We start from the raw sequence: 13256 nt of genomic DNA, 5'->3' as shown, positions 1-13256 counted from the left end.
TTCCATTAAAAAGGATGAATTCCTTGAGCGGATGATGAAGAAAATTATCTGGCAGACCCTGGAAGGAAAATGTGCCGGAGGTTTGCACCAGAAATGATGATAAATTATTATCTTTAGCGTCAGATCAGCAACCAACCAACTTTCTGACCATGAAAAACCTTACTGCCGCCCGGTACGGCATTCTTTTGCTTTACCTTTCTGTTTTTTCGGCCTTTTCGCAGGAAACGGCCAACTGGTTTCCTTTCAACGGCGAGGATGATCTCTCCCCTTCGGTTATCGACATGAGTCACTGGCTCGACAAACCGGCCGGAAAACACGGATTCGTGCAAATGGACAAAGATCGCTTCGTCTTTGAAGACGGAACACCCGTTTCCTTCTGGGGAACCAATATGGCCTCCGAACTTCCCTTCATGAGCAGCAGGGAAGCTGATACCTGGGTGAAGTTCCTGTCGAAATATGGCTTCAACGCCGTCCGCTTTCATAAATTCACCTGGGAGGCTACTGATGGAACTAATTCAACGGTCATTATTCCTTCGGCTTGGGAAAAGTTCGATTACCTGTGCAATGCCCTCAGGAATGCCGGCATATATTATGGCTGGTCGCATATTTACGGGCACAGGGTGCTTCCGGGCGACAGCTCACGACTGCTTGCCTACCGAGAGATTGCTTCAACACGTTTCCCCTGGTCGCACCTGAACGGAACCACTTCTGCCCTCGTTAACTTTGCTGAAGACCTGCAAAATCTCAACATTGAGCTGACCGTGAATATGCTCAACCATGTTAATCCACATACCGGACTGCGGTACGCCATGGATCCTGCCCTGAACTTTATCGAACTTCAGAATGAGGACAATATTTTCTGGTCGGCTATCGAAGAATCGCTGAAACAGGCACCTACCTACCGGAAACTCCTTTGCCGCAAATTCAGCCGGTGGCTCAGGGCAAAATACGGCACCCAGGAAAATCTTTTAAAAGCCTGGAATAATGAAGGATTGGGTGAAGGGGAAACCCTGGACGGGGAAAACATTTATCCTCAGCCAAACCATGGCCTCTTTTCCTGGGAATATGAACAGGCTGTTAAAGAAAACCGGCCGGTGAAACAGCATGTACTTGACAAGGCTGAATTTCTTTACCAGGAACAGGTGAAATATTATCAGCGTTTTGTTACAGCAATAAGAAATACAGGGTACCGGGGCCCTATTGTGGGAAGTTGCTGGCAGGCGGGTACCGGACTAACCCATTTACTGAACCTGCATGCCGACTACCTCACGGGATATATCGACCGGCACAACTATTTTGGCGGAGGTGAAGGACATACCCTGAAACCGGGAAAATTCAGCAATGCCGCCATGGTATCAGCCATCGGATCAGGACTATTTGGTACCGGACTCCAGCAGGTAAGCGACCGGCCCTTTGCCCTTTCCGAGTGGATGAGCCTGATTCCGAATGAATGGACAGCTGAAAGCGCTCCCATAATTGCCGTATATGGCATGGGACTTCAGGGATGGGATGCTTCCTATGTATTTGCCACCGATTACCCCCGCTACACCTCTACCATACAAACACCCTGGGGAGGAATTTACAATGCTACCTCTCCCACCCAGCTTGCCCTGTATCCTGCCCTTGCCAATATGATTTACCGCCGGGATGTTGCTGAAGGACAAACCGTGGTCAACCGCAATGTTTATCTGCCGGATGTGCTGAAAGGCAATACTTCCTTCAGGGAAACGGTTACACAGGACTGGGACAGAAAAAAAATCGAAGGCAGTTTCCCCTTGCAGGCAATGGCTGCCGGAAAAGTGACGATAACGTTTACCGACCAGCCTAAACCGGATGAAATAATGGATCTTTCGCGTTACATGCGCTCCGGAAATGTATATTCCACCACCGGCCAGCTGATGTGGTCGGAACAGGGACGTGGGTATTTTACGGTTAACACTCCGGGCACCAGGGCATTGGTCGGATTTCCGCCAGCAAAAGCTATTCAGCTGGGAGATGTAACTCTGCAAATATCCGGTGAATTTGCCGTCGTTTTTCTCAGCAGCCTCGATCCCGGAAAAGATATTGCCCATGCCGGCAAATTATTGCTCACTGTTATGGCCCGCGCAAGAAATACCGGAATGGAATACAATGCCGCACATACCGAATTGCTGTCAACCGGCACCAGCCCTATACTGATTGAACCCGTAAAGGTTACCGTTACCCTTAACCGGAAGGAAAAACCTGTGGTGACCGTTCTTGACCATGTGGGAAGAAAAACAACCAGAACTATCCCTGTAAAGAAAAATAGCATTTCATTCAACGGAACTATTTATCAGACAATTTATTATCTGATTGAATATGAACCATGATGTCGGAAGATACCGGTAAAAAATTAGCTTTTGGTTGTCTGTATGGCCATCTGCTATTGCATCGCTGGCTTTACCCTGTTGCCAAACGTTATGAATCCAACCTGTAATTTTTTAAAGTTTTGGTTAATTTGATATATCTTATTAATCTATTATTTAGTTATTTATAAACATATTAAATTATGAAAAAAATTCTTCTTGCTACTGTCCTGTCAGTTCTTGTTCTGAACGTCAGTGCCCAGACTTATTTCAGCAACAGCGCCGGGATGTATGCCGGCCTGCTCAACGATCTGAAGAAAACGCTCTATGATAGTCCGCGCTATAATCAGACTGTCGTTCTCGACGGAAAGGAACGACGCATGTTTGTACTTTGGATTAGGGATCATATCCACACCATGAAAGCATATAAATACTGGGAGAAAGATATGGCCAGTTACCTCGAGTTTTTTCTTCAGCGGCAAACCTCATCGGGCATGTATTTCGATTATTGGGAATCGTATAAAGACCGCAATGTAGGCCAGCTTTACTTTACTAACTGTTTCGACAAACAGTTCTATTATGTGGATGTCAACCAGCAGTTGTTTTTCTTCCGCATGCCCATTGAGGCCGACCTGGAGTATCTTCTGGTGGAGGGTGTATATACGTACTGGCAGACTTCCGGTGATACGGCCTTTGTAAATCAGTGGCTTCCCGTGCTGGTAAAAGGCATGAAGTATCTGATGACCGATCCCCTCCGATGGTCAAAGGAATATCTGCTGGTAAAACGCCCTTATTCTATTGATACATGGGATTTTACCTCACAACCCGATGGAATGACCGGAGTGGAAAGCCTACTGTATCACATAGGAAATGATGAAAAAACCCCCAAGGGAATTATGCATGGAGATAATAGCGGTATGTATCAGGCATGCAAACAGTTATCAGATTTATTTAACGTAACAGGTAAAGTAAATGAAGCCAAAGAATGGAACCTTCAGGCCGAACTTTTTCGTCATCGTCTGAACACAACCTGCTGGAACGGAAAATATTATGCCCATTTTATTCCTGTCGACCCGGTACCGTCCCATATAAAAACCGATCCGATTCATGCACTGAGTTTATCGAATACCTATGACATAAACCGTGGTGCACCTACCCGTGAAATGGCCGCTTCGATAATTAACGCGTACAGGGAGGTGGAAAAGAAAACCTCTTCCGAATCGGTTGCCGCATGGTTTGGCATATATCCGCCTGTTGAACCGCACTTCGGGAGGTACAAGACCGGAGTGTATATGAACGGTGCTGTACTTCCACTGGTAGGCGGGGAACTCACAAAAGCTGCCTTTCAGAATGGAGAGGAGGAATTTGCCGTTGAACAATTAAAAAAACTTGAATTGATTATGAACAAAAACAACCGGGTTCTGCCGGGTTGTGTGAATACCGACGGGACCGCCCAGGAAGAAGCCATTCCCAATGAATGGGGGCAGGCGGCCTTTTTGAGTGCCCTTGTAGAAGGCCTCGCCGGAGTGGTAGATAAAAGCATATTCTTCCGTGAGGTGGAGCTTTCTCCCCGCTGGCTTTTTGCCGGCGTAAATGAGGTTCAGGTGTCCATAGGGTATGGCAACGAAGGAAACCAGGTTAGTTACCGGTACAAATACGATGCAGCTGCCCGTACTGTGATCATGCGTACCAAAGGAACCTTCGAAAAGGGAACAATCAGGATCCCTTTGCCCCGTGACTGCCGGCAGGCCAGCATGACCATTGACGGAAAAAAGGTTCCGTCCACAGTAGATAAGGTAAATGCATCCCGGTATATCACAGCCCCTGTTAGAGGAAGTGAGCATGAAATCAGGGTAGTATTCCATCTGTAACCCATTGGAAAATAAACCGGAATGCACCCCTGCTCATGGAAAGAGATACGCGGGGTTCCTCTCGCCGGATCATGCGGCAGAAGGGGAGCACAATGCTGCCCGGTGGGATGATTGGGTGGAACGGCCCCGATGAATTTCAGATGCCTTAGTCTTCCGGCCGATTCATGGAAATCCTTTGCATGGACAGGTAAATTCAAGAAAAGAAAGCAACTCAGGGTCGAGGGGGGAAACCCCTTACCGGTAAATTTGGTTAAGTTTTCCCAGCAATGCAGAGTACATATTATTCCGGCGCTTCTCGAGCGTTTTCACTGCATGATTCCGTACCTTCTCATGGTTCTTCCATGTATTGCAGGGATTCGCATAATCCCATGACACCTTGCCGGCATCATCGGTATAGTAATTGGGTTTCTTTTCAGGAAAGGGTTTTACAAATTTGCCTGCCCAGCTGCTCTGGCAGGGATTGTTTTTATCATGCCCACGATCAATTACATATAACAGCGAGGGCGTATCGCCTGCCCGAAAATACTGAGCCCAGCTTTCGTTTTTCACCACTTCCTTCATGTGTCGCCCCAGATTTCCGTAAACAGAAAGTTTTTTCAGCATCCTTGCCGGTTTCTTTCCTGTGAACATGCCGGCATAAGTCCAGTTGATTTCCAGCCACCAGAGTTCATCGAATTCCGGATTGTCATATATTTGATTTCTTCCGAACCCGTTCCAGTTCAATTGTTTGCAGGGGATAGTTCTCGGCCAGTCGTTTGGTATATAAGGGAAATCCTTTTCCAGCATCAGGCCTGTACCAATGGTGATAAGCCGGATGTTTTTCATCAGCTCCGGCCTCTGCAGGAGAAAGGTTTTGAACAGTTCCATATTTCCCCATACGAGAACATAAAGAGGAGCATCCTTTTTTGATGCCGCAGCAAGAAAAAGGCGGAAGGCATCCAACGTGTCCCTGGCTATACGCTTTTTTAATGTATCCGGTTCGGGATATCCCAGTTCCTGAAAGGAAAATTCCGCAAAATCCCTGCGGTAGGCTTCCAGTGCCATCAGGCAGGCCTCCAGGCCCCTGGCATTCCAGCGGTCGGGGACAATTCCTTCGATGGCTACTTCATTTGCGTACCAGAAAAGATGCACCAGCGATTGCCGGTCATCCGGATCTCCGGAATCAATATTGATATCGGTAAAAATAAAAACCCGCGGCAATTCATGTGCCCTGCCCGGCACAAAAATGCAGGCAAACAAGAGTAAACTGATCAGATAATGTTTCATCATAACAAAATTAATTTTCAATGGTATGATGGAACCCACATGTTCAGCATTTTATTACCGCGGTGTTTGTGTTTGTAAAACATGTGGGTTTCATACAAAATCATTTCGATGATCAACAGGTTTTCATCAGGCTGGCAGATAACCATCCGGTCATTCCTGGAAAACAATTTTCATCAATTGTTCGGGCTTAATAATAGTAATTTTTTGTCCGCTGGTCTGAATAATTCCTTTTTCCTTAAATTGAGTGAGATTTCTTACGAGGGTTTCTTTTACCGTACCGGTATAGGCGGCCAGAATATCACGGGATATTCTGAATTCAGAAAAAATACCCGGCCTGGTGCTGATGCCGAACAGATCGGAAAGGAGCAGAAGGGCCAGTGCCACCCTCACCTTTACCGGTTTACGGGAAAACAGGTAAACATTATTCGTCCATACAGTATATTCAAAAGTCAGATTTTCAAGGAGCTTTCTTGCCAGTTCCCCGCTCTGGTTCAGAGCCTTCAGGAAAACATCACGCGATATAAAGGAAAGCACGCTGTCTTCCAGGGCAACAGCACTTACCGGATGCGGCTCATTGCAAAGGATGGGACGGTATCCGAATAAATCCCCCTGCCGGTAAAAGTATACAATCTGTTCATTACCTTCTTCGTCAGCTTTCTGTATATACACAATCCCTTTTTCCAGGTAAAAAACCCCGCGCGGAACGGAACCTTCATGGAAAAGATATTTTCCCCGGTGGTACGTTCTTATGGTCCGGTTTTCAGACAGCAATTGGCGTATTTCTTCCGAGGTATTGTCGGGCAAAAAACCCGGCAGGAAACGGTATTTGCTAATCAATAGCCTGAAATTGTTCAGAAAAATATCATCATTTTCCTTTTTCTTCACTGATAGTTTCTTTTGTGTTGGCCAAAGAACAAATATAGGAAATTGAAATGGAAAAGGTCAATTGCCGGCCGCAATAGGCCAATTTGAGGAGGAAAGAAGCTTGCCTTCTCATTTCTTCTCCCATTCGGGCACAACCTGCTGGAGAAATTGTGCCTTCTCTTCCCGTAAAGTTTTCATATCCAGCCCAATATAGATTTGTGCCTTCTCTTTGGATGAAATATCCGGCAAGGGAATTTCCGCATTGCGCCCCAGGGATGCGAGAAGCCGGGAAAGTTTTATCCGGGCTTCCTGGGCTTTTTCGATACCGGTGGATATGATCCTGCTCACTTCAAGCGGAGCATGAAAGGATGCCCCGTGGCTGGCAGCAGCAAAATCCCACCTCCATTGGGCATGCCGGATCAATTGCAGGATTTCCTGCATCTGTTCCTTCCGGGCACCGGCATCCCATGCAGCCTTTGCCTCCACATGAGCCCGTACCAGAAGTTTTTCCAGCTGATGCCTGATGGAGGCAATTTTGTCCTGGCGCTCATACACATCAGCCACCAGTTTGTCGGTTTCTTCCCTGTGGCATACCTGGCAGGAAGAGGAAACGTTTCTCAGAGGACTTCCGATATGATGGCTGGTGAACTTTTGTCCGCCTTCGCTGATATAAGGCATGTGGCAGTCGGCACAGGAAATTCCCCGTTTTGCATGCGTTCCGCTGAGGTACAACTCATAATCGGGGTGCTGGGCTTTCAGCATAGGGGCTTTGCTGATGGCATGTTCCCAGTCAACGAAATCCATGGCGTCGTAATATGCTTCGATGGAATCGGCAGTAAAACCTTTATCCCATGGAAAAGTGAGGTACTGGACCCCCTCTGCAACGTGTTTGTTGAAATAATATTCAACATGGCACTGGGCGCACACCAGCGTGCGCATTTCCTGGAGGCTGACGGCGCCTATATCCTTTCCCTGCCTTTGAAACGCCTCCAGAAGGGCCGGCCGGGAAATGTGCAGATTCATGGTTGAAGGATCATGGCAGTCAACACAGCCGATGGGATGGGTCACTTCCGGACCGAGAGTTTCCCAGGTTCCTGCATAAAAGCCGGCTATGCCTTTTTCACTGATCAGACGGGGAACGTCGGAGCTTTTGCACGTCCAGCATGTATTGGGGGAAGGGCTTTTTACATTGCCTGCCGGTGCTCCGGTGCGGAGTGTTGCCCGTATGTCGGTAATGGCGTGATAATGGCCTCTTCCCTGGTTGTAATCTTTCGAAAAGGAATAGCCTGCCCACAGGATTACCAGCTCAGGAGCATCCTTCAGCATATCAATGCTGGCGGAACCTCCGTATCGCGAGCGGAAGACAGTGTCGGCTGTCTGAAGGTACGAGTGGTATTCTCTGGGAAAATATTTTCCCCATACGGCATTGTCGGGTTCAAGGGAATCAATATCCACAGCAGGAGTGTAAGCAAATACAGCCTCGGCACGACGTTCAACTATGGATGAAGCCAGCAGTCCGAGAAAAAAGACGACCACCATGGTAATCAGGAAAAACACCCATCCGAGCCAGGGTTTCTGCCTGATCAATTCGCTGATTGGTTTCATGGCTAAGGGGAATTAGGTTATTGTGTTGCACCTGTATTGGTTCTCATGATGTTTCGCAGCCATGCCGGCACAGGGGAGGAGGGCAAAGGGACGCGGGCATTGGGCACACTGGCCAGGCTGTTTACGGTTCCGTGAGGTGTGTGGCGGTGACATTCCGTACAGTTGCGTGTGCCGAGGGAGTTGATATGCAGGGGCCGCATGGCCTGAAGCTTAGGATTGGTTACCAGGGGCCCGTGGCAACGGATGCAGTTTTTCCACACCACATTTTTCCCCGCCTCCCTGATAAAAATTACCTGGGGTTCTGCCCGCAGTGTAAAAACCGTGGCATGCCGCAAACCATCCTTTGCTTTGAAATAATACTTGTTCAGAATGTTATTGTGGGGCACGTGGCAGTCATTACAGGTGGCATTTTCCCGGTGCGAACTGTGCTGCCAGGTGGCATACTGGGGCGCCATAATATGACAATTCACGCAGGTTTTCGGATCATCCCCCAGATAGGAGGGAGCACGGGAAATGTGCACCAGAAAAAGAAAAAGCCCCGCCAGAACGGCCAGCAGTAAGAGAACCGGAACCTTCCACTGAGGGGGTGGCTTAACTACCTTCAGAAACCCGGAAGTGGAAACCATAACGGAAATGTATGAGCATAAGACAAAGGTAACAAATTATTCATATTTTAATTAACGTGGAATTGACATCTATCAATGGATTCTATTTGAAAACAAGGTAATTTCACAGTCCTTTTCCGCAGTGACAGGTTTTTTCACCCGAAGTACGCATAAAAGGGCAGATTCATACAATATACGCCGCTGTGCAAAGGCTCCAGAAAGCCCGGATTGCTGCACCGGGAATAAATGGTATTGTAAAACCTCTTTAAAATGAAATATCAGGCTTACAACCGGCATAATTTTACAGAAATCCCGCAGATGAAGAATTTTTCTGAGTTGTTCAGAAAGGAAATTCTCATCTCCTCAAAAGTATTGCCGTTTAAAACGAACAATTATGTCACCGATTTTCTGATCGACTGGTCGAAGGTGCCTGAAGATCCGATGTTTCTTTTGAATTTTCCTCAGAAAGACATGCTGCAACCTGCTCATTTCAGCGAAGCTGCCGGAATGGTTGAAGGACGTTACAGTGAGGAACAATCAGCGGAAATATTAAAAAAAATATACAGTGAGTTGAATCCGCATCCGGCTGCACAACAGCATAATGTACCGGTTCTCGAGGGAAAAAAGCTGAACGGGATGCAGCATAAATACCGTGAAACGGTTCTCTTTTTTCCCAGGCAGGGCCAAACCTGCCATGCTTACTGTACGTTTTGTTTCCGCTGGCCGCAGTTCACCGGTATATCGCATCTGAAGTTCAGGACTGACGAGGCAACACTGCTTGCCAGCTACATCAGGAAAAATCCCTCTGTTACCGATGTGCTCTTTACGGGCGGTGACCCGATGGTAATGCATGCTTCCATTTTGCGCGGATACATTGAAGCTCTGCTGGAAGCCAATATCCCTCATCTGCAGACTATCCGCATTGGTACCAAAGCGTTGGCCTACTGGCCATTCCGTTTTCTTACCGATCCGGACAGCGATGAATTGCTTCATCTGTTTGAACGGATCATTAAACATGGGATCAATCTGGCCATCATGGCGCATTTTTCTCATCCGACCGAACTCAAAACACCTCAGGTTGCCGAAGCCATCCGCAAAATCCGCTCAACCGGTGCACAGATACGCACGCAGTCTCCCGTGTTGAAGCATATTAATGACGACCCGAAGGCATGGGCTGAGATGTGGAGATTGCAGGTAAACCACAACTGCATTCCTTATTACATGTTCATTGCCCGCGATACGGGAGCACAGCATTATTTCTCCATTCCTCTTGTCAAAGCCTGGGAAATCTTCAGGAAGGCATATCAGAATGTCAGTGGAGTGTGCCGAACTGTAAGGGGACCCAGCATGTCGTGTATCCCCGGAAAAGTGCAGGTGCTCGGTGTGAGCGAAGTCGTCACAAACGGCAAAAAAGAAAAGCTCATCGTTATGCGCATGCTTCAGGGACGAAACCCTGACTGGGTAGCCAGGCCGTTTTTTGCTGAATACCATCCTGATGCCATATGGATTGACCAGCTGAAACCAGCCTTCGGTGAAAAGAAATTCTTTTTCGAAGATGAACTGGAGCAAATGTTTAAAGAGGATCTATCAGAATCTTCCCTTGTTGATTTTGAGTAATTGTTAGAGAAAAAACATACTCCGCCCGATTGTATCTGGTTGTGCCCGCTCCACAACATAAACCTTTTGCAATAGCGGAGATAATAACAGCAATTCTTTGTGTTCTTTCCTTTTTTTTGTTTATTTGAATTTCAAACCAAATGGAGAGAATATCACTTTTGCAATGTTCCTGAAGAAGTTTTTTCATCATCCCGGTATCCTTTTGGGAGCGGGTTTGATAGGAGGGATGGTACTTTTTTACGGAGGTAAAAAGGCCACGGAAGTTACTTCGACCGATGCTTTTTGTGCATCGTGCCATGTGCATCCGCATGCAACCGACTCATGGAAGCAGTCGACCCACTATGACAATCAGCGGGGAATAGTGGTTCATTGTGTCGATTGCCATTTGCCGCCCCATGGATTTCCTTACCTGCGGGAGAAAGTTAAAACCGGAATGCGTGATGTATGGAGTACGCTGGTTAAAGACCAGGAGAAGATTAACTGGGAAGAGAAAAAGACGCCGGAAGCGGCTGAAAGACATACATACCAGGCGTCCTGCATAGCCTGTCATTCGAATCTTTTTCCCAGGGGCCTCTCGCGTGAAGGAGAGGAAGCCCATCTGTATTTTTCTGACCATCAGAATGAAATAAGTTGTGTTCGCTGTCACCTCCAGGTTGGGCATTACCGGGAAGGCGCCATCCACGCACACAATGTGGATTTCGGAAAACAGGCCACGGTTACCGTTCAGGTTTTTACCGAGCCGGCAAAGGTTGATTCGTTTGTTTCGTTCACCGAACGGATTCCGGGAAGTACCGTTCAGTTCGACATGGTTACTATCCCGGGCGGAACCTTTGTTATGGGAAGTCCTGCCGATGAACCTTTCCGGAAACCGGATGAGGGTCCCCGGCATACGGTGCATATCCGGCCTTTTTTCATGGGGAAGCTGGAAGTTAGCTGGGATGAATACCTGGCGTTTTTTACCCAGACGGGAGGAACAGGACATGGCACCCAGCAGGAAAAGGCTGTGGATGGCATCAGCGGGCCTACCCCACCCTGGGGCGATCCTGCCCAGGGCTGGGGAAGAGGAATCCGGCCGGCCATCACCATGACCTGGCAGGCCGCTGAAGCCTATTGCAAATGGCTGTCAAAAGTTACCGGTAAACATTACCGCCTTCCTACCGAAGCCGAATGGGAGTATGCCGCCAGAGGGGGAACCCAGGGTCCTTATTTCTTCGAAGGAAATCCGAAAAAATACAGCCGTCATGGCTGGATGAGAAAAATCGTTGCACCCGATACGGCCGTAATCGGACGTTACCTTATTTACGGAATGAATTCGGGAGGTAAAACGGCCGAACCTTCAGGCCTTCTCCCCAATCCTTTCGGACTGGTCAATATGCTGGGAAATGTTGCCGAATTCTGCAGCGACTGGTATGCTCCGGAATACCCGGCAGCAGAAGCAGAAAATCCTGCCGGGCCAGCTGAAGGAACGGAAAAAGTTATCCGCGGAGGATCATTCATGAGCGACGCAGCCGATGTCCGCTGTGCCGCACGTGATTATACACGTACCACCGACTGGCTGAAAACCGATCCCCAGATACCCAAATCCATCTGGTGGTATTCCGATTGCCGCCATGTAGGATTTCGCGTAGTATGTGACTATCCTGTCCATAAAACCAAATAAAACCAACGCTATGAAAAAAGAACAACACAATCCGTCACGTCGTCATTTTCTGGTCAATGCCTCCCTTGCCGGTACGGCAGGAATTATCGGAGCTGCCGCTCTGCTGGAAGGTTGCAGTAAAAAGAAAAAAGTAGAATACCCTTTTCCGCCCCTGCTGGATAAAGCTCCCGACGGGAAACCGCTGAAAGCAGCCGTTATTGGTTGCGGGGGACGAGGAACAGGCGCCGCCATCAATTTCCTCAATGCCGGCAATGACCTCAGCATAGTGGCCTGTGCCGACATGTTCCAGGACCGTATTGACAAGTTCCGTGCCCAGCTGAAAGAAGAAAAGAAAGTGGAAATTCCTGATGACAAATGCTTTATCGGGTTTGATGCCTACAAAAAAGTTCTCGAACTGGATATTGATCTTGTGATACTGGCCACGCCTCCTTATTTCAGAGCTGAGCATTTCCGCGCGGCTGTGGAAGCCAAAAAACATGTCTTTACCGAAAAACCCGTTGCCGTCGACCCGGTAGGTGCCCGTGCTTTCCTGGCCGCAGCCAAAAAAGCAGAAACGCTCGGACTTACTGTGGTTACCGGTACCCAGCGCCGCCATCAGCGCAATTACATTGAAACATTCCGTAAAGTGGCGGAAGGAACCATAGGAGACCTCGTGGGAGGCAACTGCTACTGGAACCAGTCGAAACTATGGCATGTCAACCCCAAAAAGGAATGGTCGGAAATGGAATGCATGCTCCGCGACTGGGTCAACTGGTGCTGGCTTTCGGGCGACCATATCGTTGAACAGCACATCCACAATATCGACGTTATCAACTGGTTCCTGGGTAAATATCCCGTCAGCGCGGTGGCTTTCGGTTCCCGCCAGAGAAGAGTCACCGGCGACCAGTATGACAACTTCAGCGTGGATTTTGTATACGAAGGGAATATTCATATCCACAGCATGTGCCGCCAGATCAACGACTGCACCAATAATGTATCGGAATACCTGCGCGGTACGGAAGGATATACCAACTGCGAGGATACCATCTGGAAACCCGACGGAACCGTTCTCTGGCAGTTTGAATACCCGAAGAACGAAAAGGGCGAAGTGGTTAGGGAACTGAAAGTAAATCCCTACGACCAGGAGCATATTGACCTGGTAACAGCCATACGGACCAACAAACCTTTCAACGAGGCTGAAAATACAGTGAAGTCAAACATAGCGGCCATCATGGGGCGCATGTCGGCCTATACAGGCAAAGAAGTTACCTGGGATGAGGTAATGCAGTCTGAACTGAAAATCGGGCCTGCTGAAATGGTGCTCGGAAAGGTCAATTATCCGGTGGTGATTCCGGTACCGGGCTCGGCACCGGAAGTATAAACCCTGCCATCCCCGGAATACCGGAATAAGTTGAAGAATTAGATTCAATATTGTTTCACAGTGTTGCACAGTGTTTTACAC

9 protein-coding genes are annotated in these 13256 nt (G+C 48.2%); 5 read left to right on the top strand and 4 right to left on the bottom strand.

The window, feature by feature from the left end:
* Nucleotides 1–149 precede the first annotated feature (149 nt).
* Entirely contained in the window at nt 150–2351 is a 2202-nt protein-coding gene (locus tag GX419_10680; protein ID NLI25158.1) for a hypothetical protein, read from the top strand.
* A gap of 179 nt (nt 2352–2530) precedes the next feature.
* Nucleotides 2531–4198 carry a hypothetical protein gene (locus GX419_10675; GenBank protein ID NLI25157.1) on the top strand — a complete coding sequence of 556 codons (1668 nt, stop codon included), beginning with the start codon at nt 2531–2533 and terminating at the stop codon, nt 4196–4198.
* Nucleotides 4199–4432: 234 nt separating this feature from the next.
* Here GX419_10675 and GX419_10670 read toward each other — a convergent pair whose 3' ends face one another.
* The 4 genes from GX419_10670 to nrfH form a co-directional block, all read right to left on the bottom strand.
* Nucleotides 4433–5467, bottom strand: coding sequence for a DUF1593 domain-containing protein (locus GX419_10670; GenBank protein NLI25156.1), 1035 nt, complete (start codon nt 5465–5467; stop codon nt 4433–4435).
* Between the two features lie 147 nt (nt 5468–5614).
* Nucleotides 5615–6349, bottom strand: a complete 735-nt coding sequence (locus GX419_10665) for a Crp/Fnr family transcriptional regulator (protein ID NLI25155.1) — start codon at nt 6347–6349, stop codon at nt 5615–5617.
* 108 nt (nt 6350–6457) lie between these two features.
* On the bottom strand, nt 6458–7933 hold the full coding sequence (gene nrfA / locus GX419_10660) for an ammonia-forming cytochrome c nitrite reductase (GenBank protein NLI25154.1): 1476 nt from the start codon (nt 7931–7933) through the stop codon (nt 6458–6460).
* Nucleotides 7934–7950: 17 nt separating this feature from the next.
* On the bottom strand, nt 7951–8559 hold the full coding sequence (nrfH, locus tag GX419_10655; protein ID NLI25153.1) for a cytochrome c nitrite reductase small subunit: 609 nt from the start codon (nt 8557–8559) through the stop codon (nt 7951–7953).
* 249 nt (nt 8560–8808) lie between these two features.
* Here nrfH and GX419_10650 point away from each other — a divergent pair, with 249 nt between their 5' ends.
* The 3 genes from GX419_10650 to GX419_10640 all read left to right on the top strand — a co-directional run bounded on the left by GX419_10650 (nt 8809) and on the right by GX419_10640 (nt 13175).
* Entirely contained in the window at nt 8809–10155 is a 1347-nt protein-coding gene (locus tag GX419_10650; protein ID NLI25152.1) for a lysine 2,3-aminomutase, read from the top strand.
* Between the two features lie 163 nt (nt 10156–10318).
* A complete protein-coding gene (locus tag GX419_10645; GenBank protein NLI25151.1) occupies nt 10319–11815 on the top strand; it encodes an SUMF1/EgtB/PvdO family nonheme iron enzyme in 1497 nt (498 codons plus the stop codon).
* A gap of 10 nt (nt 11816–11825) precedes the next feature.
* On the top strand, nt 11826–13175 hold the full coding sequence (locus tag GX419_10640; protein NLI25150.1) for a Gfo/Idh/MocA family oxidoreductase: 1350 nt from the start codon (nt 11826–11828) through the stop codon (nt 13173–13175).
* Nucleotides 13176–13256 lie beyond the last annotated feature (81 nt).

It is taken from the genome of Bacteroidales bacterium (assembly GCA_012517825.1).
Classification (GTDB): domain Bacteria; phylum Bacteroidota; class Bacteroidia; order Bacteroidales; family JAAYUG01; genus JAAYUG01.
The sequence above is the reverse complement of the archived record's forward strand: the minus strand, read 5'-3'. Positions and strand labels throughout refer to the sequence as shown.